General features: G+C 66.1%; 39 protein-coding genes. 24 read left to right on the top strand and 15 right to left on the bottom strand.

Annotation, left to right across the window (positions count from 1 at the left end; genetic code table 11):
* Positions 1 to 47 precede the first annotated feature (47 nt).
* Entirely contained in the window at positions 48 to 716 is a 669-nt protein-coding gene (locus tag BMY69_RS19275; protein ID WP_143070415.1) for a hypothetical protein, read from the top strand.
* 107 nt (positions 717 to 823) lie between these two features.
* On the opposite strand, the gene BMY69_RS19595 is transcribed toward BMY69_RS19275, so the two are convergent.
* Genes BMY69_RS19595 through BMY69_RS07055 form a run of 3 tightly spaced genes read right to left on the bottom strand, consistent with a single transcriptional unit; the run spans position 824 to position 1,877 of the window.
* Positions 824 to 991, bottom strand: coding sequence for a hypothetical protein (locus BMY69_RS19595; RefSeq protein WP_177191105.1), 168 nt, complete (start codon positions 989 to 991; stop codon positions 824 to 826).
* Positions 988 to 1,332: a hypothetical protein gene (locus BMY69_RS07060; RefSeq protein WP_090176498.1), complete on the bottom strand. Its 345-nt coding sequence runs from the start codon at positions 1,330 to 1,332 to the stop codon at positions 988 to 990. The genes BMY69_RS19595 and BMY69_RS07060 overlap by 4 nt, the downstream gene beginning before the upstream one ends.
* Before the next feature lie 2 nt (positions 1,333 to 1,334).
* Positions 1,335 to 1,877, bottom strand: a complete 543-nt coding sequence (locus BMY69_RS07055; protein WP_090176496.1) for a FaeA/PapI family transcriptional regulator — start codon at positions 1,875 to 1,877, stop codon at positions 1,335 to 1,337.
* Positions 1,878 to 1,936: 59 nt separating this feature from the next.
* On the opposite strand from BMY69_RS07055, the gene BMY69_RS19590 reads away from it, so the two are divergent.
* On the top strand, positions 1,937 to 2,107 hold the full coding sequence (locus tag BMY69_RS19590; RefSeq protein ID WP_177191104.1) for a hypothetical protein: 171 nt from the start codon (positions 1,937 to 1,939) through the stop codon (positions 2,105 to 2,107).
* A gap of 5 nt (positions 2,108 to 2,112) precedes the next feature.
* Here BMY69_RS19590 and dcm read toward each other — a convergent pair whose 3' ends face one another.
* The 12 genes from dcm to BMY69_RS07000 all read right to left on the bottom strand — a co-directional run bounded on the left by dcm (position 2,113) and on the right by BMY69_RS07000 (position 8,864).
* A complete protein-coding gene (dcm, locus tag BMY69_RS07050; RefSeq protein ID WP_255364478.1) occupies positions 2,113 to 3,075 on the bottom strand; it encodes a DNA cytosine methyltransferase in 963 nt (320 codons plus the stop codon).
* Positions 3,068 to 3,451 (bottom strand): hypothetical protein, encoded by a 384-nt coding sequence (locus tag BMY69_RS07045; RefSeq protein ID WP_090176493.1) that lies wholly within the window; start codon positions 3,449 to 3,451, stop codon positions 3,068 to 3,070. The genes dcm and BMY69_RS07045 overlap by 8 nt, the downstream gene beginning before the upstream one ends.
* The gene (locus BMY69_RS07040; protein WP_090176488.1) at positions 3,451 to 4,359 is read right to left on the bottom strand and encodes a recombination-associated protein RdgC; all 909 of its coding nucleotides are present in this window, start codon (positions 4,357 to 4,359) and stop codon (positions 3,451 to 3,453) included. Before BMY69_RS07040 ends, BMY69_RS07045 begins: the two co-directional genes overlap by 1 nt.
* 31 nt (positions 4,360 to 4,390) lie before the next feature.
* Complete coding sequence (gene ssb, locus BMY69_RS07035) at positions 4,391 to 4,900, bottom strand: single-stranded DNA-binding protein (RefSeq protein WP_090176485.1); 510 nt, start codon at positions 4,898 to 4,900, stop codon at positions 4,391 to 4,393.
* Positions 4,900 to 5,160 (bottom strand): hypothetical protein, encoded by a 261-nt coding sequence (locus BMY69_RS19585; RefSeq protein WP_090176484.1) that lies wholly within the window; start codon positions 5,158 to 5,160, stop codon positions 4,900 to 4,902. The genes ssb and BMY69_RS19585 overlap by 1 nt, the downstream gene beginning before the upstream one ends.
* Positions 5,161 to 5,268: 108 nt before the next feature.
* Positions 5,269 to 5,418, bottom strand: a complete 150-nt coding sequence (locus BMY69_RS19580; protein WP_177191103.1) for a hypothetical protein — start codon at positions 5,416 to 5,418, stop codon at positions 5,269 to 5,271.
* The gene (locus BMY69_RS07025; RefSeq protein WP_090176481.1) at positions 5,415 to 5,783 is read right to left on the bottom strand and encodes a hypothetical protein; all 369 of its coding nucleotides are present in this window, start codon (positions 5,781 to 5,783) and stop codon (positions 5,415 to 5,417) included. The genes BMY69_RS19580 and BMY69_RS07025 overlap by 4 nt, the downstream gene beginning before the upstream one ends.
* Complete coding sequence (locus BMY69_RS19270) at positions 5,780 to 6,016, bottom strand: hypothetical protein (RefSeq protein ID WP_143070414.1); 237 nt, start codon at positions 6,014 to 6,016, stop codon at positions 5,780 to 5,782. Before BMY69_RS19270 ends, BMY69_RS07025 begins: the two co-directional genes overlap by 4 nt.
* Entirely contained in the window at positions 6,013 to 6,267 is a 255-nt protein-coding gene (locus BMY69_RS07020) for a hypothetical protein (protein ID WP_090176479.1), read from the bottom strand. The genes BMY69_RS19270 and BMY69_RS07020 overlap by 4 nt, the downstream gene beginning before the upstream one ends.
* A 691-nt stretch (positions 6,268 to 6,958) precedes the next feature.
* Positions 6,959 to 7,441 (bottom strand): hypothetical protein, encoded by a 483-nt coding sequence (locus BMY69_RS07010; RefSeq protein ID WP_090176473.1) that lies wholly within the window; start codon positions 7,439 to 7,441, stop codon positions 6,959 to 6,961.
* Between the two features lie 283 nt (positions 7,442 to 7,724).
* Positions 7,725 to 8,120, bottom strand: a complete 396-nt coding sequence (locus BMY69_RS07005) for a hypothetical protein (protein WP_143070413.1) — start codon at positions 8,118 to 8,120, stop codon at positions 7,725 to 7,727.
* A gap of 30 nt (positions 8,121 to 8,150) precedes the next feature.
* Entirely contained in the window at positions 8,151 to 8,864 is a 714-nt protein-coding gene (locus BMY69_RS07000) for an XRE family transcriptional regulator (protein WP_177191102.1), read from the bottom strand.
* A gap of 19 nt (positions 8,865 to 8,883) precedes the next feature.
* Here BMY69_RS07000 and BMY69_RS19265 point away from each other — a divergent pair, with 19 nt between their 5' ends.
* The 22 genes from BMY69_RS19265 (at position 8,884) to BMY69_RS06895 (ending at position 23,365) form a co-directional block, all read left to right on the top strand.
* Positions 8,884 to 9,147 (top strand): helix-turn-helix domain-containing protein, encoded by a 264-nt coding sequence (locus BMY69_RS19265; protein WP_143070411.1) that lies wholly within the window; start codon positions 8,884 to 8,886, stop codon positions 9,145 to 9,147.
* A gap of 180 nt (positions 9,148 to 9,327) precedes the next feature.
* On the top strand, positions 9,328 to 9,783 hold the full coding sequence (locus tag BMY69_RS06995) for a phage regulatory CII family protein (RefSeq protein WP_090176465.1): 456 nt from the start codon (positions 9,328 to 9,330) through the stop codon (positions 9,781 to 9,783).
* A 438-nt stretch (positions 9,784 to 10,221) separates the two neighbouring features.
* The gene (locus BMY69_RS06990; protein WP_090176462.1) at positions 10,222 to 10,455 is read left to right on the top strand and encodes a hypothetical protein; all 234 of its coding nucleotides are present in this window, start codon (positions 10,222 to 10,224) and stop codon (positions 10,453 to 10,455) included.
* Positions 10,455 to 11,210, top strand: a complete 756-nt coding sequence (locus tag BMY69_RS19575) for a Pyocin large subunit (RefSeq protein ID WP_177191101.1) — start codon at positions 10,455 to 10,457, stop codon at positions 11,208 to 11,210. Before BMY69_RS06990 ends, BMY69_RS19575 begins: the two co-directional genes overlap by 1 nt.
* Positions 11,207 to 12,595, top strand: a complete 1,389-nt coding sequence (locus BMY69_RS06980) for a replicative DNA helicase (RefSeq protein ID WP_090176460.1) — start codon at positions 11,207 to 11,209, stop codon at positions 12,593 to 12,595. Before BMY69_RS19575 ends, BMY69_RS06980 begins: the two co-directional genes overlap by 4 nt.
* Entirely contained in the window at positions 12,588 to 12,932 is a 345-nt protein-coding gene (locus BMY69_RS06975) for a hypothetical protein (protein ID WP_090176458.1), read from the top strand. Before BMY69_RS06980 ends, BMY69_RS06975 begins: the two co-directional genes overlap by 8 nt.
* On the top strand, positions 12,929 to 13,327 hold the full coding sequence (locus tag BMY69_RS06970) for a hypothetical protein (protein WP_090176455.1): 399 nt from the start codon (positions 12,929 to 12,931) through the stop codon (positions 13,325 to 13,327). Before BMY69_RS06975 ends, BMY69_RS06970 begins: the two co-directional genes overlap by 4 nt.
* Positions 13,324 to 13,827, top strand: a complete 504-nt coding sequence (locus BMY69_RS06965; protein WP_177191100.1) for a Ref family recombination enhancement nuclease — start codon at positions 13,324 to 13,326, stop codon at positions 13,825 to 13,827. The genes BMY69_RS06970 and BMY69_RS06965 overlap by 4 nt, the downstream gene beginning before the upstream one ends.
* Positions 13,824 to 14,174: a hypothetical protein gene (locus BMY69_RS19260; protein WP_143070410.1), complete on the top strand. Its 351-nt coding sequence runs from the start codon at positions 13,824 to 13,826 to the stop codon at positions 14,172 to 14,174. The genes BMY69_RS06965 and BMY69_RS19260 overlap by 4 nt, the downstream gene beginning before the upstream one ends.
* The gene (locus BMY69_RS06955; RefSeq protein WP_090176449.1) at positions 14,171 to 14,389 is read left to right on the top strand and encodes a hypothetical protein; all 219 of its coding nucleotides are present in this window, start codon (positions 14,171 to 14,173) and stop codon (positions 14,387 to 14,389) included. Before BMY69_RS19260 ends, BMY69_RS06955 begins: the two co-directional genes overlap by 4 nt.
* 35 nt (positions 14,390 to 14,424) lie before the next feature.
* Positions 14,425 to 15,057, top strand: a complete 633-nt coding sequence (locus tag BMY69_RS06950) for a hypothetical protein (protein ID WP_090176446.1) — start codon at positions 14,425 to 14,427, stop codon at positions 15,055 to 15,057.
* A 152-nt stretch (positions 15,058 to 15,209) separates the two neighbouring features.
* Positions 15,210 to 15,758 (top strand): glycoside hydrolase family 19 protein, encoded by a 549-nt coding sequence (locus BMY69_RS06945; RefSeq protein WP_090176443.1) that lies wholly within the window; start codon positions 15,210 to 15,212, stop codon positions 15,756 to 15,758.
* Entirely contained in the window at positions 15,755 to 16,261 is a 507-nt protein-coding gene (locus tag BMY69_RS06940) for a lysozyme family protein (RefSeq protein ID WP_143070409.1), read from the top strand. The genes BMY69_RS06945 and BMY69_RS06940 overlap by 4 nt, the downstream gene beginning before the upstream one ends.
* Positions 16,261 to 16,563 carry a hypothetical protein gene (locus tag BMY69_RS06935; protein WP_090176438.1) on the top strand — a complete coding sequence of 101 codons (303 nt, stop codon included), beginning with the start codon at positions 16,261 to 16,263 and terminating at the stop codon, positions 16,561 to 16,563. Before BMY69_RS06940 ends, BMY69_RS06935 begins: the two co-directional genes overlap by 1 nt.
* Complete coding sequence (locus BMY69_RS06930; RefSeq protein WP_090176436.1) at positions 16,560 to 16,841, top strand: hypothetical protein; 282 nt, start codon at positions 16,560 to 16,562, stop codon at positions 16,839 to 16,841. Before BMY69_RS06935 ends, BMY69_RS06930 begins: the two co-directional genes overlap by 4 nt.
* 240 nt (positions 16,842 to 17,081) lie before the next feature.
* Positions 17,082 to 17,309 (top strand): hypothetical protein, encoded by a 228-nt coding sequence (locus BMY69_RS06925; RefSeq protein WP_090176433.1) that lies wholly within the window; start codon positions 17,082 to 17,084, stop codon positions 17,307 to 17,309.
* 9 nt (positions 17,310 to 17,318) lie between these two features.
* Complete coding sequence (locus tag BMY69_RS06920; RefSeq protein WP_218143135.1) at positions 17,319 to 17,633, top strand: HNH endonuclease; 315 nt, start codon at positions 17,319 to 17,321, stop codon at positions 17,631 to 17,633.
* Positions 17,634 to 17,961: 328 nt separating this feature from the next.
* A complete protein-coding gene (locus tag BMY69_RS06915; protein ID WP_143070408.1) occupies positions 17,962 to 18,234 on the top strand; it encodes a hypothetical protein in 273 nt (90 codons plus the stop codon).
* 4 nt (positions 18,235 to 18,238) lie between these two features.
* Positions 18,239 to 19,915 (top strand): terminase large subunit, encoded by a 1,677-nt coding sequence (locus BMY69_RS06910; RefSeq protein ID WP_090176425.1) that lies wholly within the window; start codon positions 18,239 to 18,241, stop codon positions 19,913 to 19,915.
* Positions 19,915 to 21,216, top strand: a complete 1,302-nt coding sequence (locus BMY69_RS06905; RefSeq protein WP_218143134.1) for a phage portal protein — start codon at positions 19,915 to 19,917, stop codon at positions 21,214 to 21,216. The genes BMY69_RS06910 and BMY69_RS06905 overlap by 1 nt, the downstream gene beginning before the upstream one ends.
* Positions 21,168 to 22,106 (top strand): head maturation protease, ClpP-related, encoded by a 939-nt coding sequence (locus tag BMY69_RS06900; protein ID WP_218143133.1) that lies wholly within the window; start codon positions 21,168 to 21,170, stop codon positions 22,104 to 22,106. Before BMY69_RS06905 ends, BMY69_RS06900 begins: the two co-directional genes overlap by 49 nt.
* Positions 22,107 to 22,120: 14 nt before the next feature.
* Positions 22,121 to 23,365, top strand: a complete 1,245-nt coding sequence (locus BMY69_RS06895; protein ID WP_090176419.1) for a phage major capsid protein — start codon at positions 22,121 to 22,123, stop codon at positions 23,363 to 23,365.
* Positions 23,366 to 23,367 lie beyond the last annotated feature (2 nt).

The following is a 23,367-nucleotide window of genomic DNA, read 5'->3' as shown; positions in this document are numbered from 1 at the left end:
GCGGCCGAGTCACCATCGGCGCACTGAAAAGGATGGGGAGCTCACGCATGGACTGTCGCACCGTCGCACTCATTGCGCTGTACATTTTCGTAGGGTTTGTCATTTACGTCTTGCTGGCCATCCCGCCTGGCGATCGGTGGGATGGAAACGTTGATTGGGGAGACGTTGCGACGTGGGCTGGCGCCGTAGCCTCGACGGGTGCTGTTGTCGTTGCCTTGGCCCTTTCCACACGAGAAAGTCGTGCACGACAAAAAGAAGCTGCAGATGCGGAGCGGATATTTGCTCCCGGAATCGCGGAAGAGCTGATTCAGCTGCGGTGGGTTTGCGGCCAGATTCTTGCGATCCATGCTGACAGCGCAGGAGAAGAGAATCGGCCCGCATACCGAACGATGCTGGCCCATCTTGAGTCCTGTCGCGCACCGACTCTCGACCTCGTCGCGGCTCGTGACGTGTACCGCGGAGATCGCGGTCGCCTCCTGATGACTCTTTACGCAGCAATCCTGAGACTTCAGGCTGACATTCATAAGTTCCCGCGCATAGACATGCTCGAAGTTGTCCACTTCGCGCAGGGCCAGGTTGCCAATGCGGCCCGCGACATTTCGGCGAAGGCGGATGCTGCACTCGATTCGATATGGGCGATTGCGGCCGCGAAGGGCACGCCAATTCCCGATCGACACATTCCGCCTAATGGCAGGCCGCCACTGATCGTCAATTAGTGTGAAAGGCAAACACGCCCATCGAACGTTTAGGCTCATGTTCAAGGGTTCCGAACCAGGGTGAGCGGGCTTCTGGCAGCCTCGTCGCACGGCGAATTCCGTCGTGCTCATTTCTTCTCGGCCTCCTGCTTCTTCGCCTGCTCGACGGCAGCGGCGAGTTTCTGGATGTAGGACTCCGCGGCGGCGATCGACATCACCTGGTGCCCGCCGCAGACGAATGTGTGGACCTTGCCGGCGATGGCGCTGGCTTCGGGGCGATCGGCGTTCGGACTCATACCGGCGCGACCTCGCGCACGTAGAACGCGACCGGACCCCAGTCCTCCGTCTCCCACATGCCCGCGAGCAGCCAGCCGCCCTCGGGGGTCTGCGGGGTCCAGCCCGAGAAATCCGGGTCGCCCTGCTCGAAGTAGCGGTCGATGGCCGCCTGGTCGTCGCTCGATTCCAGGTGGACGAACTGGCGATCGAAGCCTGCGGCGTCCAGCGCGGATGTGTCGAGGTAGCCCTCGCCGTCCTTGTCGGTCAGGAATCGATCGAGGTCCGGATGCTCGACGCAACCCATGTCGTCGCGCGCGGGCAGGGCGGCAGGGTCGAACAGCTTGCGGATGGGCAGGTCCATGGTCACTCCTCGATCTGGATTTCGTGTTCGCGGCAGCAGGCGCTGTACGCCTCCTTCAGCCGCATGAGGTCGTTGGGTGCTTCGAGGTCGTCGCTTTCCAGAAGGCGGGCCAGCTCGAGGCGGTAGGCGCGCGTCGCGTCACGGGTCGAGCAGTCGCGCGCCACGCCCAGCACGTCGCTCCAGTGCTGGCGCGCGGGCACGGTCGCCGTCACGGTCTGATGCGGTGCTGCCGGCGCCGGGGCAGGCGTACCAGCGGCAGCCCGGGGCGCTTCAGCGAGCCCGACGAGCCACCAGGCAGTGCTGCCGCCACGCCGGTCGTCGCGGATGACCTTGCCCTCGCGCTGGAGCGCCTGCAGCCGTCGGCGCGTCTGCGGCACGGACAGGTCGGCCTCATCCGCGATCTCGCCGATCAGCGGCCCGTAGACGACGGCCGTGATGTCGCCGCCGCGCAGCGGCTCGTAGCGGGAGGCGCGCGCGACGGCGCGAAGGCACGCGCGCTTTAGGGCATGCTCGAAATCGGCAAACTTCTTGCTGAGCGCGGTCATGCGATCCGCACCGCGATAAGGTTGGCAAGCCGCGACGTGCGGTTCACGAGGGTGGTGCAATGGACGAGAATACGAAGGCGCTGATTGCAGCCCAGCTTGCGGCGGGCATGCTTGCGAGCGGTCACTTCACCTTTACGAAACAAAACTCTCGTGACGCAGACTTCGCGGTCGGTGTTTACCTCTCCGTGTTGGCTTCGATGAATCGCAACGAGCGGGCGGCGAGCGCTTAACCTCATCATGCGGCCTGCCGGATCGCGTTGATCACGTCCGTCGCCACGCGCGGGCACACGGCGTTGCCGAGCATATGAACGGCGTCCCGATGGTTCTTCGGGAGCTGGTAGTCGCTCGGGAAGCCCATGGCGTGGCGATACTCCTCGGCTGTCAGCATGCGCATGCGGTCACCATCGACCACTGCGTAGCGGTCGCGCGTGGTGACCGTGCCGATCGGGCGATGGATCGAACGACCGCCCCACTCGTTGCCGAAGTACGCCGTGAGGAAGCGATCACCGTGGGCGGCGCGCCCGGCGAGCACGCGCGTCAGGGTCTTCTCCGCACGGCCCGGCTTCTCGATCGGTGACCAGCGGCCTGCGCCGAAGTCGATGAACGTGGATGCCGGGACGTGCTCGCGCCGCGGCAGGCGGAGCTGGATCGAGTTGGCGGACCGCGTGCCGACGATGAAGACGCGCACGCGGTGCTGCGGCACGCCGTGGTCGGCGGCATCGATGAAGTAGATCGAGATCGAATACCCCAGCGCCTCGATGGCTGCCTTCCAGGCTTCGAACATCGCCCACTTCACGAATTCCTTCACGTTCTCGACGACGAACGCGTATGGCTTCTTCGCCTCAAGCGCCGCGACCACGGCCCACGCGGTCGACCGGAGCGAGTCATGGTGCGGCCGCTCCTTCCCCCGCGCGCGGCTGTGGCCTTGGCACGCCGGCGACGCCAGAAGCAGGTCGAGGTGGGGCAGCAGAGCGAAATTCGTCTGCTGAAGGTCCTGGCAGGCGTGGGTGGTCTCGGGATGGTTCGCCGCGTGCACAGCAACAGCTGCCGGCCAGTGGTTCGCTGCATAGACGACGTTGCAGCCCGCGGCGCGCGCGCCTTCGCTGAAGCCGCCCAGGCCGGCGAAGAGATCGCCCACGTCCAGTGCACCCGTGAGCGGCTTCTTCGCGATGGGGATGTGGTGGCTACCGTCAGCCATTGGTGTCGGTCCTGCTGATGATCTTGCGGATGGTTTCGAGGGTGTTGCAGCTGCCGGAGGCGTCAGTGACCCGCCACCCCTCCAGTTCGAGGCCCCGGAAGAACTCGCCGTAGGTCCGGTAGGCGCCGACGCATGCGGCGGTGAAGCCCTTGTGCGTGACGACGGTCCCGATGCGCTGGCGCGTGCCGTCGTGGCGCTCGAGGAACAGCTCGTAGGTCTTCTGCTGGCGCACCCGTCGGCACGCGGCGCGCACGGCGCCGGGCGTGATCTGGAATCGGTTGGCAACCTCGTCGGTCGTCCCGGCGGCGCGCGCGGCCGCGATGGCCTCGTCGCGCTCGTGGTCGCGCATGCCTGCGTAGATCGGGGCGGCGGCCATCACTCGGGCCTCGGCAGGTTGAAGATCGTCGCCAGGCGCTCGAACAGGCGGCCGTGCTCGAGCATCATCAGCGCGAGGTTCGCGTCCGCTTCGGCGGCGGCGCTCTCCGGCTCGTCCGGCACCTCGTCGAGCACGACGTCGGTGAAGCGGACCTTGCGGAGCACGAGGTCTTCACCGAGCACGAAGCTGATGCGGTCGTCGAACACCAGGCCGATACGGAAAACTTGCTTGCCTGTCCGCAGGTGCTCGCGCACCTCGTCGGTATCGAGGTCCTGCCGGCGGCAGCGCGCGACAGCGCCTGAGGCCGTAGCCGGGTCGCGCAACTCGATCTCGTCGCCCAGCTCGAAGCCGGTGGGCAGCTTTCCCGTCGCGACCCAGTGGGTCATCAGCACGCGGGGCGATTCCTCCGGCGCGAGCGGCACAGCCGGGAAGGAGCCCAGCGCCTCGCGCAGCTGCGATAGCACGTCTTCGGCTGCGCGGCGGCTTGCGGTATCGACCACGAGCCAGCCATCCCGCGCGTCGGCGTAGGCCCGGATGCGTGAAGCCCTGACGAAGGCGCGCGGCAGCAGCTCGTTGAGCACGTCGTCCTTGATGCGCTTGCGCTCCCGGCCGCTCACCTTCCTGCCCTCGGCCTCGGCGATCTTCTCGACGCGCTTGGCGATCTCGTCGTTGACCACGCCAGGCGGCAACAGCTTCGTCTGGGAACCGGCGGCGATTGAAGTCACCGCCCCCACGTGGTGAGTAAGGTCGTGGGCGGCGAGGCTGGTCGGCGACACGAAGCCCCGGGTCGAGAGTTCCATCGGACCGACATCGCGCAGGCGGTGCTCTGGAAGCACTTCGTCGAGGCGCGCGAGGTCTTCGGCGACGGCGGGTGAGAAGCGAAACAGCGTGAGGTTGCGGAAGAACATCAGGAATCCTTGCCGGCGCGGCCGGCCGCGATCAGAAAGGGATGTCGTCTTCGTTGAACTGCTCGCCCTGGGCGGGCGGCGTGGATCCGCTGGCGCGCTGCTGGTCGGCGTCGCGCTGCGCGCGGCCCTTGCCGGTGCGGCCGCTGGCGCGCTCCCCGCCGCCGAAACGGGAATCCCCGTAACGGTCTGACGGACGGTCGGCCTGCTGCCCACCGAGCATCTGCAGCTCGCTCGCGATGACGTCGGTGGTGTAGCGCTCAATGCCGTCGCGGTCGGTGTACTTGTCGTGGCGCAGGGAGCCCTCGACGTACACCTGACGGCCCTTCTTCAGGTACTCGCCGGCGACCTCGGCGAGGCGCCCGAACAGCTTCACGCGATGCCACTCGGTGCGCTCCTGCTTCTCGCCCGACTGCTTGTCGGTCCACTGCTCGGACGTGGCGATGCTGATCGTGGTGACCGCCGTGCCGCCGCCGGTGTACCGGACGTCGGGATTGCCGCCGAGGTTGCCGACGAGGATCACCTTGTTGACGCCGCGAGCCATCAGGCGATCGCGCCGCGCTGCGTGACGTCGTCGCCCGCGCCCTTGCTCAGGTCGCTCACGGCGGGCTCGGCGGCGGCGGTTTCGACGTCGGCGCCGTCGTGCAGAGCGCGGACAAGCTCGTCCTGCCCGGCCACCTCGACGGTGTACTCGTCGAGCGCGACGTGGCGCAGCGCCTGCGCCTGCGAGGTGGCACGCACCAGGCGCACGCTGTTCGTGTTGCTGCGCTTCACGGTGTAGATGCGGGTTGGGGTCTTGCTCACTGCGGATTCCTTTGCTGGCGAGGCCGGCGCTGTTGAAGAGGTGGCCGGTGAAGCACCGCCGGCCGTCGGTACGCGCCACACCTCGGGGGAGGGGGAAGGCGCGGGCGTTCAGTGACCGCAGAAGGCGATCAAGGCGAGAAGGCCGAGCAGCGGAAGTCCCAGGCCCTTCGCGAGGTCGAGCCAGTCGCGCCGCGTCATCGGCCGGTGCGCCTGCGCGTGCTCGCCGATCTGCGCGAGGTGGATCTCGAAGTCCGTCACGGCTTCGCCTCGCACCGCTCGGCGGTGACCACGACCACGGGTGTGCCGTAGAGGCCCATCGTTCCGACCTGCTCGGTCTTGTGGCCGCGCACGCACGCCGCGCTGGACTGGGTGAGGGTGGAAACCTTGAGGTCCGGCCGCGCACGCCACTCGCCGCAGGCGGTAAGGGAGACGGCGGCGCCGATCAGTATGAAGACGACGAGCCAGCCGCCGCGCTCTTCGAACCAGCGCTGGAGCGCGGGCGTGGACGAAGAGGCGTGGCGCAGCTGCTCGGCGGCGCGCTCGTCGCGCACTTCGCGGTCACCGGCGCGCTTCGTCACGGCGTAACGGAGGGCCTGACGCTCGCGGATCGTGAGGCGGTTCATGCGGCACCGCCGGTGCGCGCGCTGCGGATGTCGCGGGCAATTTCCATGAAGGCGTCCCGGCGAACGCGGCATCGGCGGGATTCGTCGTAGAGGCGGCCCGACTTTCCGCAGCGGAGCTCCGCACGAGCATCACGGCGCAGGCCGACCCGCCACCGATTTTGCTCACGGGCCGCGGCTACCCAATAGCCCACAGCAAACGCCGTTGCACGCGCCTCTCGCTGCTGGTCGTTCATGCCGCCGCCTGCTGCGCATCGCGCGCCATCTGCCCGTAGTGGTTGGCCGCAGCATTGCGGGCGCTGTCGAGGAGCGCGTTGTGCGCGCTGCACAAGGCCCGGTAGGCGTCCTTCGCATGGAAGGCGGCTTCACCCGGCGAGGCGAGGTCGGACTCGATGTCCGCGATCACCTGGTTGACGGTGCGGGTCAGTTCGCCGAGGCGATCCGCGAGCCGCTGCTGGCTACCGAGTGCATTCTGATTGGTGCGCATGGTCCTCTCCCTCGCCGGTGTCCGGCGGCGTGGAAGAGAGTCTATTTCTCTGAACTAGCGACAGTCAAGAGAAATGAACTTATCGGGTACAGAGCACTAAACTGCATTCAGTGTATGTTTATCTTAGTAGCGTGCCGCTGGTGCTTGTCGTCAAACCCTTACGGCTTGGTCGGAGCGATGCTCCAGCTCACGCTCGTTCCAATCACGGACCGCAGGTTTCGGCCGCGATAACGGAACGCAGGCGATCATTGAGCAGGGCGAGTCGCCGCTTGGCCTCCGCGTTCTGGCCAGGCGCCCACGAGTCGAAAGAGACGTGGATGGCATATGCGCCATTGCCAACTGGCTGGCGCGTAACTCGCCCTCCGAAGAGGCCGGCGCCCGTCGGAGCGTATGTTTCCAGCAGGGAAGGGGTGGCCATCCGGAGGCGCATGCCGCTCATTTCCTCGATGCTCGCCGACGCTGCAGCCCAGGCCGCATCGCACCGAGTGGGGCAGTTACAGACGGGTATTTCTGCCATCGCAGGCGGCCCGCCGACCCGGAAGGGAGCAACCTGTAGCTTGGGCGGGTCGATCATCATCTGAGGAGCGGCGAGCGCGGCGATCGCCATAGCGCCTACGACTGCGAGCATTGACCTCCCCCTATCCCTGACGTCCGCCCATGATAGGAAAAAGCCCGCCGGAGCGGGCTTTAATCACTTCTTCTTGGAATCGCCGTTTGGTTGCTCTGCCCTGACTTTGGCAGCCGCATCATTGGCCGCTTTGTCGGCTGCCGTTTGGATGGATTGCTGAATTCCCGACCCGGCTTGGTAGGCCGACCAGCCATCTGCCTTGAGCGCGTATTCCAAACCACCGAGCGCTAGTACCGTAGCGATAGCCGTGCCAATGATCGTCCATTTCAAAGACTTATTGCTATCTTTCACCTTGTCCATAGCGCCATCAACCGCATCGCCCAGGTCTTTGAACAACTCTTTGCGGGTGTCGCTGGCTTCTTGTTTGGAACGCAAGATGCCGTCGACCACCTGTTGGTTCGCACGTTCAGAAGCTCTCTCGATTCGCTCAATGAATTCGTCAGTCCGTTTGACTTGGCCTTCATAAGCAGTCTCCATGCGTTGAAGCCGAGCGTCCATTCGCTCCTCTATGAGCTGGAGCTTGAGGTCGATTTCGTCGCGAGTCATGGCTCCATTCTCATACGTTTCCTTCGTAGGCGCACGCGCTGGCTGACGCGGGGCTAGGGACCCCGTAGGGTCAGCGGAAATGAACGACGATAAGTAACTGTAATTACTATCAATAAATGACAAGATGGGTATGGATGGCCTAGCTGGCGACCAGCTATTCCAATCGTCCACCGTGACAGCCGGATCTTCTTGGAGGGCATTGACCGTGATCATTTCCACGTCGGCGCCGTATGCCTTCGCCGAAATTTTCGTCGGGGGATCAGGCCAACGCCCACGGAGCTCTTCAGCGAGGCTTCCGGACATATCCAAGGCTCTCGACTACTTCGTCACCTAGGGTGTCGAGGACACCGCGCGCGAGATCGCGCATCCGGTTCGGAGGGATGCGGTGGACGTAGGTCATGACTCGCTCCACAGCAAGATCCTGCCCGGACACTGTCATTACATCCCGCCCGAGAGCCACCACGTAGTACTTCTCACCGTCGGTCATTTCCGCAGAGCCAACGATGACGTGATCGACAATCTCGTTACCCAGGCCCGGGCCCTTCACCCACGCCAAATTACCATTCTGGATCGACTGCACCACGGGCCCCGAAGGCCCTTCGTTCTCTGCCACATTGCCCCCTGAAGTATGAAAATGGATCTCGGATGAAACCTGAGAAAGGATGTCATCGTCGTGCATAACCGTCTGTAGGGTTTCCCCTACACGAGGCTAGTCTTCCCAGCTACCGATCCATCGAACGCGCCCGTGGATGGCGAACTGCCTTGTTTCTTCGACCGCGACGGGCTTGCGCCACTTCGGGTCGTCCTTGTTGTCGCTGGCGATGAACCAGCGCCCGCCCAGCTCGACCAGCCGCTTGGCCATGAGCGTACCCTCGTAGCTGATCACGTAGATCTTGTCGTCACGAGGCTCGATATCTGAAGTGTCGAACAGGATGGCGTCGCCATTCTTGATCGTGGGCGCCATGGACTCGCCGCGGCCGTAGAGCACCGCCAGCCGATCAGCCCGAAGCTTTTTGCGGCGGAGGCTCTCGGCCCGGAACTTCAGCTTGTGGGTCTCGGCGTAGTCATCGACCACCGCACCCTCGCCCAGGGCGGCGGCTTGGCGCACGCCGATGATGTCGGCCCAGCCTTCCTCCGCCACCTGCTCGACGTCGTCGGCCGAGCCCTTGCCCCAAACCAGCCAGTCCCGACTGACATTGAGGTAGCCGGCGACCTTGTTGATGGTTTCCGCGCGCACCTTCTCGGGCTTCGTCGTGTCGTTCAGGATGTTGTAGATGGCGCCCTTCGAAAGGCGGCAAGCCGCGATCACGTCAGGCGCAGTGCGCTGCCGCAGATCCAGCGCTTCTTGAAGTCGGGTCCCCATGCTCATGGGCGCGAAGATAGGGACGAAGCGGTTCAGAGAGCTTGACTGAGCAAAGTTCATAGCTCTAGACTCGCGCCACATGGACCTGACCAAAAGCGCCGTTCGTTCCGCCCTTGGTTTTACCAAGGACATCCAGCTGGCCGAGTTCTTCGGCGTCGGCAAGGCCGCCGTCTCCAACTGGCCAGAGGACGAGCTGCTGCCCGAGGCGCGCCAGTGGCAGGCCAGGGCGAAGCGACCCGACCTGTTCCCGCCGGAGGACGCTGGGCGACACCGAAGCCCGGCCGCCTCGGCAGGGGCGACGGCCGAAGCAACTCCGACTGTTCTGACCGGGAAGGTGGCCTGACGTGGCATCCGTCCTCTCGATCGTCTTCTTCGCGACCTGCGTGCTCTGGCCGATCGCCAAGCGGGCAGGGCGCTGACGCGCCACCCGAACGAAGTCCCCTGATTCCCTGCTCACCCTGTTTTCCATGGTGAGGACTGTACCGGCGGGGTTCCGCCAATTCTTCATGTGAGTGAGACGCCCATGTATGTTCTCGACGCCGCCGCCCAGACCGTCCACGCCTATCCGGGTGGTGCCGAATCGCTCGCGCCGCGCATCGGCGTGTCCGCCGGCATCCTGCGCAACAAGGTCAACGTCAACAACACGACGAACCACCTGACGCTCGCCGAGGCGAACGAGATCATGGCGGCGACCGGCGATCACCGGATCCTCCAGGCGCTGGCGCAGGAGCATGGCTACGCGCTGGCGCGCATCGACCACGGCGCGGGCGGAGACCGCACGGTCGTTCACCACCTGCTGGACCTCGGCATGGCCGAAGGCGAGTTGTCGCGCACGATCCACGACGCGCTCGCGGACAACGTCATCACCTTCAACGAAATGAACGCGATCGCCGCCGCGGGCCATGCGAACCAAGCCGCTCTGATCGGCCTGATCAACCGCCTGCGCGTCGCGGCTCATGCCGCCCCGGTGTCGGCATGAGCGGCCCGTCACGCATGTGCTGGTGCGATGACATGGCGTGTCGCTTCACGGACCCGGGTCGGCCTTGTCCTTCGCCGCGCCCGATATGGGCCGAGCCGAACGGCTACGACCCGCAAGCGGTAGACCCCACCGAAAAGTGGAACGGTCGCCTGTTCACCTGCTCGCCGTCGCTGAGTCCCGATCGGTGAACCACCTGGCGTTCCCGGGCTACCGCCAAGCATGCGCCGACATGGCGCAGCTGGACGCCTGCGGAAAGACGCCGGACTGGGACACAGCCGCTGACCTGATTCTGCGCACGCCTTCCCGCTGGGACCGGCCACCGCCGCGTCCACAGCTTCCCCTGTTCAACCAGCAGCACGCTAACCCGGGGGTAGCTTCCCGGGGACAACCGGATCCGGCCGGCTGCGTGTCTGCACTTCGCCGGAACCCGGAGTAGGTATGCACGACAACGACCTTGATGATCTCGCGACCATCGCAGCAATGACGGTTCGCCTCGCCGCGCGCGCTTCCGCCGCGGGAAACAGCGACGCCGCCGCGTCGGTGAACGACATCGCATCCAGCTGCATGGCCTGGCTCTGCCTCACGCTGGACGTGAACGGCGACGAGGTGCGTAGCAGGGCTGCGCAGCGGCTGGCTGATGAGCGCGCGATGCGTGCCGCGGCGGTGCACTGATGGCTGGCGACTGGATCAAGATGCGTTCGGACCTCTTCACGCATCCGAAGGTTGTCCGCATGGCGTCCGCATTGAAAGCGGACAGATTGCGCGTGGTCGGCGGACTCATGTCCGTGTGGTGTCTTTTCGACGCGCACTCGGCCGATGGAAAGATCGAAGGCTACGACTTCGGCACGGTCGACGAACTGCTCAACTGGCCGGGCTTCGCGGCGTCTATGAGCGCCGTGAACTGGCTGGCGCAGGACGGCGAAAGCCTTGTCCTGCCTGACTTCGACAAGCATAACGGCCAGTCCGCGAAGCGCCGTGCGCAGGACGCCGACCGGAAGAGGGAAGTCCGAAAGACGTCCGCATCGAATGCGGACGCAAAGCGGACCAGAGAAGAGAAGAGAAGAGAAGAGAAAGAGCAGGGCGCGACTGCGTCGGCGCCTACCCTCGAACTCGTCTCCGACGAACGAGGACAGGGCGACAAGCCGCCGAGCAAGCGCGGCACACGGCTGCCGGACGACTGGCAGCCCAGCGACGAGGACGTGCAGTGGGCTCGCGCCGAGCGGCCCGACGTGGATCTGCGCGCCGAGCTGGCGTCGTTCCGCGACTACTGGCGCGCCAAGCCCGGCGCCGATGCGGTGAAGCTCGACTGGTCGGCCACGCTGCGCAACTGGATTCGCCGCGCAAGCCCGTCACGGTCTAACGGCGGCGGTCGCCAGCCTAACCCGGTCCGACCGCGCCGCGAGCTGACGCGGGAGATCGCCCGATGACCAGCTTCCGCGCCGAAGCCGCGGCGATGGGCCTGCGCGTCCCGCCCCACTCGAACGACGCCGAGCAGGCCGTGCTGGGTGGCCTGATGCTGTCGCCGCGGGCGCTCGACCGCGTAGCTGGTCGCCTCGCGCCGGACGATTTCTATCGCCGCGACCACCGCGTGATCTTCAAGGCCATGCTGGGGCTGTCCGAGCGCGGCACGCCCTGCGACGCGATCACCCTGGGCGAGTGGTTTGTGGCGAAGGACCTCGGCCACATGGTCGACGCGACGTACCTGATGGAGCTGGCAAACACGACGCCGAGCGCGGCCAACATCGTCGCCTACGCAGCCATCGTGCGCGACCACGCGACCCGGCGCCGCGTCATCGACACCGCGACGCGGCTCGTCGAGCAGGCCTTCGCCGCCAACGACGACACGGGTGAACTGCTCGACAGCGGCATCACCGAGCTGATGGGCATGCAGCGGGTCGAGACGACCACCGAGTTCACGCTCCGCCAGGCGCTGTCGCTGGCGTACGAGAGGGCCGAAGAGGTGAAGCGCCTGGGCGGTCTGGTGCCGGGTATCTCGACCGGCCTGACCGACCTTGACGACGTGCTCGGCGGCTTCCACGACTCCGACCTGATCGTCATCGGCGCGCGCCCCGCGATGGGCAAGACCGCGCTGCTGCTGAATCTCGCGCTGGCCGCCGGCCGCCAGCGCCGCAGCGACAGCGGTGATGTCGAAACCGTGCCCGTTCCCGCCGGCCTGATCTCCACCGAGCAGCCGGTCGTCCAGCTCGGCGCGCGCTTCCTCGCGATCGAGGCGGGCATCAAGGCCTCACGCCTGCGCAACGGCTCCCACGATGAGAGCGACCTCGAGCGCATGTTCTTCGCGGTCCAGCGCCTTCAGGACCGCGAGCTGGTCATCAACGATCGCGCGAGCGTGACCATCGCCGACGTGCAGCGCACTGCGCGCCGATGGAAGCAGGAGCGCGATATCGGTGTGCTGTGGGTCGACTACATCCAGCGCATCCACGGCTCGGACCGCCGCGCGAAGAAGAACGAGCAGGTCGCCGAGGTCGCCGCTGGCCTGAAGGACATCGGCCGCGAGCTGGACATCCCGGTCGTGGCGCTCGGGCAGGTCCGTCGCGAGGTCGAGAATCGCGCCGACAAGCGCCCGAACATGGGCGACCTGTCCGACTCGAGCGAGATCGAGAAGGAAGGCGACCAGATCGCCATGATCTACCGCGACGAGGTCTACAACGCCGAGACCGCGGACAAGGGCCTGGCCGAGATTCTGATCGAGAAGAACCGCCACGGCCCGACAGGCCTCGTCCGCACGCAGTGGATCGCCGAGACGATGAAGTTCGCCGACTGGCGCCCGGGGAGGGACTGGGATGCCTGACGACCTGCTGGCGCGCATCGGTGGCGAGCTTCAGCGCTATGAGGTCGAGCGCGAGGCCAACCGCGCCCGCCATCCATTCGCGATGGAGATCGTCGACGGCCTGCGCGCCGTGGGTATCAAGCCGCGTGTCGTGCACGCGGTGAACGCCGCCGGCGAGGTGTTGGGCAAGCCGCCCGTGCTCCCCGGCATCGGTGTCGACGGCGACAAGCTGGCGCACCTCCCCGAATACGAAGCGGCCTGGCGACGGATCCTCGGCAAGCAGCCGGACAACCGCCAGACCTACAACCTGCGCGCCCAGCGCGCCATCAAGCCCAACGCGTGGAGAGTGGACGAGTGAGCAGTGACCTGATCGAAGCGAAGAAGGCGGCGGTGGCTGCGACGAAGGCCCGTTCCACATGGGCCTATCGGAACAACTATGCCGGCCTCCCGAAGGTTTCGACGATCAGCACGCGGGAACCTACGAGTCACACCCTGCACCTGACGGGCCTGCATTCGTGGGACTACGCCAAGGTGGCGGGATGTTCGCTCGCCGCCGCTCGCAATCACCTGGGTCGTCTCGCGAAAGCTGGGCTCATCATCGAGCGGAAGGGCTGGTCAGGCATCCGGGACTTCACGCTTGTGCCAGAAGAGGCTGAGGCGCTCGGCCGGGAGATCATCGCGGAGCTGCGCGCCGAGGGCTTGCCCTACGACGACGAATGGCGTGCAGCTCGCGACGGGGTGGCCGCCGAGTGAAGCGCACACCCCTGATCCGCAAGACCCCGCTCAAGGCGCGCCGCGGCTTCGCTGCCATGACCGCCATTCGTCAAGCCTTGACGGCGGTGCAGTCGCGCGCGGTAGCGATCCGGCGCGCACTGCGGCGCGGGAAGGCGAAGGCCGCTACCGACGCCGAGAAGCGCCGCTGGGCCGAGTGCCGCCGGCGCGGCTGCGTGGCATGCCACCTCAACCTGGTCGACCACGGGCTGGCGCGCGCGAGCTACGCGAACGACCTTGAGATCCACCACCTGCTGTCGGGCGGTCGGCGCCGCGGTCACTCGTTCACGATCTGCCTGTGCCACTACCACCACCAGGGCAAGCGCCTGCCATACCCGGAGGCAGGCTACCGGGGGCAGGCTGAGAAGCTGGGGCCAAGCCTCGGGCGCGAGCCGCGCCGCTTCCGTGAGGTGTACGGCACCGACGACGAGCTGCTGGCGTACCAGACCCTCATGCTCGACGGGGCCGAGGTGTTTTCGTGAAGCCGCTCGTGATCGAGATCGACGACATGCGCCTCAAGGGCAGCCTGAACGCCCGCGAGCACTGGCGCGCCCGCGCGAGTCGCGTGCGACGAGAACGCGAGGCCGCACACTGGACCCTGCTCGATGCGAAGCGCCCCCCGCTTCCGGTGGTGGTCCGCCTCATTCGGGTGGCGCCCCGCTCCCTGGACGACGACAACCTGCAGGGTGTGTTCAAGGCCATTCGTGACGGCGTGGCGGACGCCTACGGCATCGACGACAAGGACCGCTCGCGCATCCGGTTCGAGTACGACCAGGAGCGCGGCGCTCCCCACCAGTACGGCGTGCGGATCGAGGTTCGGCCGGCATGACCATCCACTTCGCCACTCGCGCCGAACGCATCCTCGCCTCAGTGCGCGGGTCGTTGAACGTGCTGGTGAATGAGCCCTACGAACCGGAATCACTGGCGGTCCGGTGCGAAAACCTCGCCGGCATGCTCAAGCGCGCCGCCGGCGACCTGCGCCGGACGGCGAAGCAACAGAAGAAGAGCGGCGCCGCTGGCGCCGTGCACGACACGCGGAAGTAACCAAGGGGACCCTGAAGATGCGAGCGGCTGAACTGATGGCACGCCTTAACCCAACGAACATTCGATACGACGTCGGCCGCGGTGGTCTCCCCGAGCTGACCGCGCAGGACATCGCCGCCGCGATCGGCATGGTGTCGCCCGGCCTCGGCCGCGAGCTGATGTGCCGCCTGTGGTGGCCGGAGGGAGCGCAGCTCGCGGCGAAGGAGTTGGACAGGCTCCTGATGGAGGCGCAGCTCGGGGAGTGGAGGCGCCGCAGCGACGCCCTCATCACCGCCCAGCTGCGTGCCGAGGTCGCAGAATCGGACCGCCAACGGCGCGTCGCGAGTACCGCGGTGGATGCGGCGAAGGCCGAGCAATGGCCTCGTGTCGGTCCCGGCTCGCCTTACGCGAAGATCCGGATCGCCGTCCTCGCGGAAATGAGCGCCGCATGCCTCTGTCCCGACTGCCGTGGCCGCGGCTTCGTGATGATCGAGGGAAAGATTCGCGGCTGCGCGACGTGCGAGACGTCCGGCCGTGCGAAGGTCAGCGACCGCGCACGCGCCGAAATGGTGGGGGTGAACCGGGAGACCTATCGGACCTCGATCGCGCCTGTGTACACGTGGCTGATCGACTTCTGCCAGGCCTCACTGGAACCGGCGCGAAGGGAGTTCATGCGCCGCATCGAGTGACAGTTGCATCCTGTCACTCAACCCTAGATTATCCGTATCGTCACAAACGCTCGGCCATTCGGTCGGGCGTTTTTCGTTTCGTCCCGCCGCGGGGACGATCGGCCTGCACGGCGCTCCCCTCGTCGTGCAGGCCAATTTCCTACGGAGCTCCGATGGACGCCAAGACATTGCAGGCGGCCACCGGGATTTCCGGGCCGCGCGCCAACGAGTGGGCTGCGCCGATCACCGCGGCCATGGCCGAATTCGACGTCGTCACCCCAGCACAGCAAGCCGCCTTCGTCGCCGAGTGGGCGCACGAGACGGCGGGCTTCGCGCTGCTGCGCGAGGTCTGGGGGCCGAACGCGGCGCAGCGGCGGTACGAAGGCCGTGCCGACCTCGGCAATACGCAGCCCGGCGATGGCAAGCGCTTCATGGGGCGCGGCCTGCCGCAGTTGACCGGGCGAGCCAACTACACGAAGGCTTCCGCCGCCCTCGGCGTCGACCTGGTAAGGAACCCGCAACTGTTGGAGCAGCCGCTGCTGGCGGCGCGCGCCGCGGGATGGTTCTGGAAGGCGAACGGGCTCAACCGGTACGCGGACCGAGGCGACTTCCTCGGCCTGTCGATCCGGATCAACGGCAAGAACAAGGACGGCCTGCCCAACGGGTGGGAGGATCGCCAGCGCCGCTGGGCAATCGCGAAACGCGCTCTGGGTGTGCAGTGACCGAGCAGGACGACGAAGTAGCCATGGTCCACGAGCGCGTAGAAGCCACCGAAGCGCATGCGGCCGAGGTCGCCATGCAGCACATCAGTGCCTACGCGCCGTTCCTCGGCGCCATCGAAGCGGTCGAGGATCGTGGCATCAGCTCGTTCGAGCGCATCGCCTCGACTCGCGCCGTGAGCAAAGCTGAAATGACCGATCTGCTCGGGCGCGACATCCGCCGCTTCGTGCGCTCGCTGCGCCCGCGCACGGTCATCTACCCGCAACTGGGTTCGGTCCGGCTCGCCGTCCTCGCTCATGTAGCCATGGTGATCGGCACGCACGCCCTGATGCAGTGTCGCGAGCTGTGGGACGCGATCAGCCAGTCCCGGTGGGATGACGCGCAGGACGTGCTGCTGATGACCCGATGGCCGGAGCGGGCGACCGGGAACGGCGAGCGCCGCCGCATGCTCGAGCTTGCGCGAATGATGCGTACCGGCCTGGTCCCGATCGCCTGGACGCACTGATGCGTCGCGGGACCTACGTGCAGTCGATCGCGGCCCTAATCGTGATCGGCGCGTGGGTCCTCGACTTCCGGGTCGTCGACTTCATGCTGCGTAACGGCCTGCCAACCGGCGCCGACAGCGTGCTGCTCGGCACGATCCTCACCGCGTGGAATGGCGCCGCGACCGGCGTCATCGTCAGCTTCTTCTTCGGCCGCAGCAGCGACAGCGACCGGAAAACCGAAATTCTCGCCAACGCCACGCCGGCAGCGGCAGCGCCTACCGCCGCGGCCACGCCGCCCACCAGCCAGACGCAGACGCCATGACCGATGGATCCAGCGCAGCGCATGTGCCGGGCAGCGAGCGCCGTCGTCCACAGGTGTCACAGCGCCTGGCCGTCGCCATGATGGTCGCCGGCTTGAGTGGTACCAGCTACTTCGGCGCGACCTCGGTCAGCGCGCAGCGCGAGGCGGCGGTGACCCGTGACGAGGCGACCCGCATCACTGCGGCGCGCAACCGTTACGAGGACCTGTACCAGCATTGCCAAGAGCGCGAGTCGGATCGGATGAACCACCGTATCGACCGCATCGAGGACCGACGGTGAGCGTGAGGCTGGCTGCGATCGCTGCGCTCGCGCTCGCCGCAGCTGCCTTCGGCGCTGGATGGTACGTACGGGGCGAGTCCGCCCGTGCCGACCTTGCCGAATTGCAGCGTGACCGCGCCGCGGCCGACGCCGGCCTGGCGCTTGCGAGCGCGCAGGCTGAAGCGGCGCAGCGGTCGCGGGAAGAACATCAGGCGGCGGGCATCGCGTCCGCTGCCGCGAGCTACGAGAGAGGCAAGGCCGATGCAGTACGTGATGCCGAGCAGGCTGTTGCCGATCTCACTGCTGGTAATCGGCGGCTGCGCGACCAGTGGGCAACCTGTCAGGTCGCCAGCGCCGCTGCAGTGTCGGCTTTCTCCGGTGGACAGCGCGCTGATGGAGAAGACGGACTACGTGCGGCAGGCGTCGGAAGAGTTCTTCGAATCGTCGGGCAGTGCCAAGCTCAGCGCGACGCCCTCCAGCAAGCCCTGATGGCTGAGCGTGCCGAAGCTGCGGACGCTCGGTAGCCGGGTTGCGATGGCGCCGTCCCGGCAGCCAGCGACGCAGCGCACCGCGGACCGGCGGACGACAGGCAGGGCGCTTCAGGAGCGCCGCCTGCGCATCTGGTCGCGTGACCCGCACTGCGCCGCCTGCGGTCGGCTGGTCGCCATGCACGAGTTCGAGCTCGACCACGTCGTCGCCCTGACCAACGGCGGTGCGGACGTGGACGACAACTGCCAGGTGCTGTGCATCGGGCTCGACGGGTGCCACCACCGCAAGACCCAGGCCGACCTCGGCCGGGCGCGCGGACCCTGACCTCGGCCACCCGCCGGCCACCCGGGCGTCTCGCCGCGAGGGTGGGGGCGGGGCAAAAGTTCGGAGCGAATCGGCTGGGAAACCGACCGTCCTCTCACGCACGGAAAATTTCCCCTGTTTGATTAATTGCAACAGGGGCCGGAAATCAAACGACCCGCGCCGCGCAAGGCTTTCGGCCCGATCCGGCGCACCGAGGTGACGCATGCCGCGCGGTGGTCCTCGCCCAGGCGCTGGCCGCCCGAAAGGGAGCGGCTCGAAGGGCAAGAAAGCGTCCGCATCGAAAGCGGACACGAAGAAGACGAAGTCAAAGGCCGGGAAGGTGACGGTGTTGCCTCCCGGACCGCCGCCGAGCGACCCGGTCTTCGAGGGCGAGGTGCTGCCGGCGAAGATGAGCCCACTCGAGTACATGCTCCACGTCATGAACAACCCCAGGGCGGAAGGCGAACGGCGCGATCGAATGGCCGTCGCCGCCGCGCCGTACGTGCACGGAAAAATGGGCGAGCAGGGTAAGAAGGCGGCGAAGGACGCCGCCGCCGCGGCTGTCGGCGGCGGGAGCCGCTTCGGAGCTGCCCCGCCGCCGCGCCGGAACAACGTGAACTGATCGGATGGACTGGAGTACCGCCTGTCCCGACTGGGCCGAGCGCCTGGTTGCTGGGCAGTCGATCATCCCGCCGCCGATCTTCCCCGACGAAGCCGAGCGCGCGCTCGGCATCTTCAAGCAGCTCCGGGTGGTGGACCTTCCCGGCAAGCCGACCTTCGGCGAGTGCAGCGAGCAATGGGTCTTCGACTTCGTGGCGGCCATCTTCGGCGCCTACGATGCGGATACGGGCAACCAGCTGATCCGTGAGTTCTTTCTCCTGATCAGCAAGAAGAACACGAAGTCGACGATCGCCGCGGGCATCATGCTGACGGCGGTCATCCTGTGCTGGCGCGAGGACGAGGAGCACCTCATCCTTGCGCCGACGAAGGAGGTCGCCGACAACAGCTTCAAGCCCGCCGCGGGTATGGTGCGCGCGGATGAAGAGCTGAGCGACCTGTTTCATGTGCAGGATCACATCCGGACGATCACCCGGCGAGACTCCAAGGCCTCGCTGAAGGTTGTGGCGGCCGACACGGACACCGTGTCAGGCAAGAAATCCGGCAAGGTGCTGGTGGATGAGCACTGGCTCTTCGGAAAACGGGCCAACGCCGAAGCGATGTTCATGGAGGCCTTCGGCGGCCAGATCTCCCGCAACGAGGGCTGGGTGATCTTGCTGAGCACTCAGGCGGATGACCCGCCGGCCGGGGTGTTTCGCGAGAAGTTGCACTACTTCCGCGACGTGCGGGACGGCACGATCGTTGATCGGAAATCGCTGGGGGTGCTGTACGAATTCCCGCCGGACATGGTGAAGGCGAAGGCCTACCTGGATCCGAAGAACTTCTACATCACCAACCCGAACATGGGGCGCTCGGTCAGCGCCGAATGGCTCGAAGATCAGCTCCGGAAGAACCTGCCAAAGACGGATGGCACGCTCCAGCAGTTCCTCGCGAAGCACCTAAACGTCGAGATCGGCCTCAATCTCCGCTCTGATCGCTGGGCGGGCGCGGACTTCTGGGAGCAACAGGAGCGCCGTGAGGTCACGTTCGAGTACCTGCTGGAGTGGTCCGAGGTCATCGACTTCGGCGTCGACGGCGGCGGACTGGACGACCTGCTCGGTGCCGCCGCGATCGGTCGGCATCGAGTAACGAAGGAGTGGCTGGCCTGGACCCATGCCTGGGCTCATCCGTCCGTTCTGGCGCGCCGCACGGAGATCGCACCAGCGCTTCGCGACTTCGCTCGGCAAGGTCACCTCACCTTGGTGACGCGGATCGGCGACGACGTCGCGGAGCTTGCGCAGTTTGTCGCCCAGATCGAAAGCGCTGGTCTGCTCGACATGGTAGGCGTGGATCCCGCCGGTCTCGGCGGCGTCCTCGATGCGTTGGAAGAGGCAGGTGTACCGAAGGACAAGATCGTCGGTATCAGCCAGGGCTGGAAGCTCGGCGGCGCGATCAAGACCGTCGAACGGAAGCTGGCCGAGGGCACGCTGTGGCACGGCGGCCAGCCAATGATGAACTGGTGCGTGGGCAACGCACGCATCGTGGTCACCAGCAATGCAATCAACATCACGAAGCAGGCCAGCGGCACGGCGAAGATCGACCCGCTGATGGCCCTCTTCAACGCGGCGTCGCTCATGGCGCTCAACCCGGAAGGCCGCGGCGACATCGACGGCTTCGTAAGCAACCCGATCATGGTGGGCGTCTGATGGCCGAAAAGAAGCCCGGTCTGGTCAAATCGGCGTTGATCAACTGGCTCGGTATTCCGATTCAGTTGACGTCGTCGGAGTTCTGGCAGGAATGGTTCGGCACGTCGAAGAGCGGGAAGAGCGTGTCGGCGCAGAGCGCGATGCAGCTGTCGACCGTCTGGGCGTGCGTGCGGCTCGTCTCGGAAACCGTTCCTTCGTTGCCCCTGAAGCTGTATCGGCGGTTGCCTGATGGCTCGCGCGAGCTTGCGAGGAACCACGAGCTGTTCCGAGTGCTTTGCCAGTCGCCGAACAAGGAAATGACCCCGTTTCGCTTCATGCTGATGCTCGTCGCATCGCTATGCCTTCGCCACAACGCATTCGTGGAGAAAGTCCGGGTCGGGCGCAAGATCGTATCGCTGGTTCCGCTCCTGCCCCAGTGCGTGACCGTCAAGCGCCTCGATAGCGGTGCGCTCGAGTACACGTTCAGTGAGCCGGGCAAGCAACCGAGGAAGATCGCCGAAGACGACATGATGCACATCCGGGGCTTCGGCCTCGACGGTGTGTGTGGATCCGATCCGCTCAAGTACGGGCGTGACGTTCTGGGGTCGGCGATGGCCGCCGACGAGGCGGCGGGTGCGGTTTTCGCGAACGGTATGCAGACCTCGGGCGTGCTCACCCACGAAGCCGGAACGCTGAAACCGGGCCAGCGTGAAGAGCTGCGGAAGAGCCTGAACACCTTCGCCGGCAGCAAGAACGCAGGCAAGCTGATGGTCCTCGAGGCAGGCCTCAAGTATCAGGGCATCAGCATGGACCCCGAAGCAGCGCAGATGCTGGAGACGCGGCGGTTCAACGTCGAGGAAATCTGCCGCTGGTTCAAGGTGCCGCCGTACATGGTCGGGCACACGGACAAGCAGAGCTCGTGGGCATCGAGCGTCGAAGGCATGAACCTGCTGTTCCTGGTGCACTCCCTTGCGCCGATGCTGGAAAACATCGAGCAGGAAATCCAACGGTGCCTTCTGGGCGCCGCCAACGACGAGTATTACGCCGAGTTCAGCGTCGAAGGTCTCCTGCGCGCCGACAGCGCCGGCCGCGCCCAGTTCTACATCCACGCTTTGCAGAACGGCTGGATGAGCCGCAATGACGTGCGTCGACTCGAGAACCTGCCGCCGGTGCCGGGCGGCGACGTGCTCACGGTGCAGTCGAACCTGATTCCGCTCGACCAGCTCGGCAAGGTGCCGGCCGATGGGGCTCGCGCGCGTGCCGCACTCATGTCGTGGCTCGGCCAAGACGACAACCACGAAAAGGCCGCGAAGGCCGCTTAGGCGAGGACGATCGGATGAAGCACAACCGACTTCCGGGTATCCCGGAGGCCCGCGCACGGGCGGGGATCCAGTGCGACCTTTCACCGCGAGCGCTGGAGCAGTGGAACCCGTCCATTCGCGCCGCGGCTGACGACGAGGAAAGCTCTATCTCGATCCTCGACGTGATCGGCGCGGATTACTGGGGCGATGGCGTCACCTCGAACCGGATCGCCTCCGCGCTGCGCTCGATCGGCGCTAACAACCCGGTGACCGTGAATATCAACTCGCCAGGTGGCGACATGTTCGAGGGCATCGCCATTTACAACATGCTCCGCGCTCACAAGGGCGAGGTGACGGTGAAGATTCTCGGTATGGCGGCGTCGGCCGCGTCGATCATTGCCATGGCCGGTGACACCATCCAGATCGGCCGTCCCTCCTTCTTCATGATCCATAACGCGTGGATCGTGGCGATCGGCAACCGGAATGACCTCCGTGAAGCCGCTGACTACCTCGAGCCGTTCGATGCGGCGATGGCCGACGTGTACGTGGCCCGTACCGGGCAGGACACGAAGGCCGTGCAGACGATGATGGACAAGGAAACGTGGATCGGCGGCAGCGATGCCGTGGCGAAGGGCTTCGCCGACAGCCTCCTCGACGCCGAGGACGTAGCGGAATCGTCCTCTACCGCTTCCGCCACGCGCGCCGCCGCGCATCGTCTGGACCTTGCGCTGGCGAAGTCCGGCATGTCGCGTAGCGAGCGCCGGAAGCTCCTCAACGAAATCAAGTCTGGCACGCCTGGCGCTGCTGGACCGGGCACGCGTGACGCTGCCGACTCACTGGCCGACGAGGCCAACACCCACGCCGGTCTCGGTGTCGCACTCGCGCGACTCCGCCTGGCAGCAGCCATCTAATCGGAGATACGACCATGGCAGACGGTAGCAACGAGATCGTTCAGCTCCTGAACGACGTGACCAAGAAGCTCAACGCCTCCAGCGAGGAATTTAGCCGCAAGGCCGAGGATGCGATCAAGGAAGCCAAGAACGCAGGCAGCCTGTCGGCAGCGACGAAAGACGTCGTCGACAAGATCGCTAGCGAATTCAACGGCCTGCGCGAAACGCAGGAAAAGCTCCGCGCGGAGCTGGGCGAGGTCGAACAGACCATCGCCCGCATCCCCGCCCAGGCCAGTGCCGCCGCGAAGCCGAAGAGCTGGGGACAGCAGCTGGTCGAGAGCGAGCAGGGCCTGAAGGATGTGCAAGCGCGCATCAACTCGAAGGAAAACTTCCGGGCCAGCTTTCCGGTGAACGCGGCGCTCCTGAGCTCGGGCGTTGCCGAAGGCGTTGTCGAACCGCAGCGTTTGCCGGGCATCGACGCCATGCCAAAGCAGCGCCTCTTCATCCGCGACCTGATCGCGCCGGGACGCACGACCTCGCCGGCGATCTTCTGGGTGCAGATGACCGGGTTCACGAACAATGCCGCCGTGCAGGTCGAGGGCGCGAAGAAGCCCGAGTCGACGATCCAGTTCGCGACGAAGATCACCCCCGTTGCCACGATCGCCCACCTGTTCAAGGCGTCCAAGCAGATCATGGACGATTTCCAGCAGCTGCAGAGCACGGTCGACGTGGAAATGCGCTTCGGACTGAAGTACGCCGAGGAAGGCGAGATCCTGTTCGGCGACGGTACGGGCGCCCACCTGCACGGTATCGTGCCGCAGGCGTCGGCCTTCGATCCGGCGTTCGAGCTGGACAACCACACGGCGATCGATGATCTCCGTCTGGCGATGCTGCAGGCGCAGCTGGCACGCATCCCTGCGACCGGCCACGTCCTGCACTTCATCGACTGGGCACGGATCGAGCTCCAGAAGGACACCCTCGGCCGCTACATCATCGGCAACCCGCAGAGCTCGACCACGCCGCGGCTGTGGAACCTTCCGGTCGTCGAGACGGAGATCGCCACGTTCCAGGGCAAGTTCCTCACCGGCTCGTTCGCCTACGGCGCCCAGCTGTTCGACCGCGAAGACGCCAACGTCGTGATCTCGACCGAGAACAACGACGACTTCGAGAAGAACATGATCACCATCCGCTGCGAAGAGCGCGTGGCGCTGGCCGTGAAGCGGCCCGAAGCGTTCATCTACGGCTCGCTCACCGCTGCTGCCGCGGGTGCTGGCGGCTGATC

This window comes from Luteibacter sp. UNC138MFCol5.1 (genome assembly GCF_900110505.1).
In the GTDB taxonomy this organism is placed as follows: Bacteria; Pseudomonadota; Gammaproteobacteria; order Xanthomonadales; family Rhodanobacteraceae; genus Luteibacter.
This window is presented reverse-complemented; position numbering and strand designations above follow the sequence as displayed.

Excerpts from the sequence above, each read along its gene's own strand:
- BMY69_RS19275 (WP_143070415.1), top strand. The coding sequence starts at position 48 with ATGGACTGTCGCACCGTCGCACTCATTGCGCTGTACATTTTCGTAGGG.
- BMY69_RS19595 (WP_177191105.1), bottom strand. The coding sequence starts at position 991 with ATGAGTCCGAACGCCGATCGCCCCGAAGCCAGCGCCATCGCCGGCAAG.
- BMY69_RS07060 (WP_090176498.1), bottom strand. The coding sequence starts at position 1,332 with ATGGACCTGCCCATCCGCAAGCTGTTCGACCCTGCCGCCCTGCCCGCG.
- BMY69_RS07055 (WP_090176496.1), bottom strand. The coding sequence starts at position 1,877 with ATGACCGCGCTCAGCAAGAAGTTTGCCGATTTCGAGCATGCCCTAAAG.
- BMY69_RS19590 (WP_177191104.1), top strand. The coding sequence starts at position 1,937 with ATGGACGAGAATACGAAGGCGCTGATTGCAGCCCAGCTTGCGGCGGGC.
- dcm (WP_255364478.1), bottom strand. The coding sequence starts at position 3,075 with ATGGCTGACGGTAGCCACCACATCCCCATCGCGAAGAAGCCGCTCACG.
- BMY69_RS07045 (WP_090176493.1), bottom strand. The coding sequence starts at position 3,451 with ATGGCCGCCGCCCCGATCTACGCAGGCATGCGCGACCACGAGCGCGAC.
- BMY69_RS07040 (WP_090176488.1), bottom strand. The coding sequence starts at position 4,359 with ATGTTCTTCCGCAACCTCACGCTGTTTCGCTTCTCACCCGCCGTCGCC.
- ssb (WP_090176485.1), bottom strand. The coding sequence starts at position 4,900 with ATGGCTCGCGGCGTCAACAAGGTGATCCTCGTCGGCAACCTCGGCGGC.
- BMY69_RS07025 (WP_090176481.1), bottom strand. The coding sequence starts at position 5,783 with ATGAACCGCCTCACGATCCGCGAGCGTCAGGCCCTCCGTTACGCCGTG.
- BMY69_RS19270 (WP_143070414.1), bottom strand. The coding sequence starts at position 6,016 with ATGAACGACCAGCAGCGAGAGGCGCGTGCAACGGCGTTTGCTGTGGGC.
- BMY69_RS07020 (WP_090176479.1), bottom strand. The coding sequence starts at position 6,267 with ATGCGCACCAATCAGAATGCACTCGGTAGCCAGCAGCGGCTCGCGGAT.
- BMY69_RS07010 (WP_090176473.1), bottom strand. The coding sequence starts at position 7,441 with ATGACTCGCGACGAAATCGACCTCAAGCTCCAGCTCATAGAGGAGCGA.
- BMY69_RS07005 (WP_143070413.1), bottom strand. The coding sequence starts at position 8,120 with ATGCACGACGATGACATCCTTTCTCAGGTTTCATCCGAGATCCATTTT.
- BMY69_RS07000 (WP_177191102.1), bottom strand. The coding sequence starts at position 8,864 with ATGAACTTTGCTCAGTCAAGCTCTCTGAACCGCTTCGTCCCTATCTTC.
- BMY69_RS19265 (WP_143070411.1), top strand. The coding sequence starts at position 8,884 with ATGGACCTGACCAAAAGCGCCGTTCGTTCCGCCCTTGGTTTTACCAAG.
- BMY69_RS06995 (WP_090176465.1), top strand. The coding sequence starts at position 9,328 with ATGTATGTTCTCGACGCCGCCGCCCAGACCGTCCACGCCTATCCGGGT.
- BMY69_RS06990 (WP_090176462.1), top strand. The coding sequence starts at position 10,222 with ATGCACGACAACGACCTTGATGATCTCGCGACCATCGCAGCAATGACG.
- BMY69_RS19575 (WP_177191101.1), top strand. The coding sequence starts at position 10,455 with ATGGCTGGCGACTGGATCAAGATGCGTTCGGACCTCTTCACGCATCCG.
- BMY69_RS06980 (WP_090176460.1), top strand. The coding sequence starts at position 11,207 with ATGACCAGCTTCCGCGCCGAAGCCGCGGCGATGGGCCTGCGCGTCCCG.
- BMY69_RS06975 (WP_090176458.1), top strand. The coding sequence starts at position 12,588 with ATGCCTGACGACCTGCTGGCGCGCATCGGTGGCGAGCTTCAGCGCTAT.
- BMY69_RS06955 (WP_090176449.1), top strand. The coding sequence starts at position 14,171 with ATGACCATCCACTTCGCCACTCGCGCCGAACGCATCCTCGCCTCAGTG.
- BMY69_RS06950 (WP_090176446.1), top strand. The coding sequence starts at position 14,425 with ATGGCACGCCTTAACCCAACGAACATTCGATACGACGTCGGCCGCGGT.
- BMY69_RS06945 (WP_090176443.1), top strand. The coding sequence starts at position 15,210 with ATGGACGCCAAGACATTGCAGGCGGCCACCGGGATTTCCGGGCCGCGC.
- BMY69_RS06935 (WP_090176438.1), top strand. The coding sequence starts at position 16,261 with ATGCGTCGCGGGACCTACGTGCAGTCGATCGCGGCCCTAATCGTGATC.
- BMY69_RS06930 (WP_090176436.1), top strand. The coding sequence starts at position 16,560 with ATGACCGATGGATCCAGCGCAGCGCATGTGCCGGGCAGCGAGCGCCGT.
- BMY69_RS06925 (WP_090176433.1), top strand. The coding sequence starts at position 17,082 with ATGCAGTACGTGATGCCGAGCAGGCTGTTGCCGATCTCACTGCTGGTA.
- BMY69_RS06910 (WP_090176425.1), top strand. The coding sequence starts at position 18,239 with ATGGACTGGAGTACCGCCTGTCCCGACTGGGCCGAGCGCCTGGTTGCT.
- BMY69_RS06905 (WP_218143134.1), top strand. The coding sequence starts at position 19,915 with ATGGCCGAAAAGAAGCCCGGTCTGGTCAAATCGGCGTTGATCAACTGG.
- BMY69_RS06895 (WP_090176419.1), top strand. The coding sequence starts at position 22,121 with ATGGCAGACGGTAGCAACGAGATCGTTCAGCTCCTGAACGACGTGACC.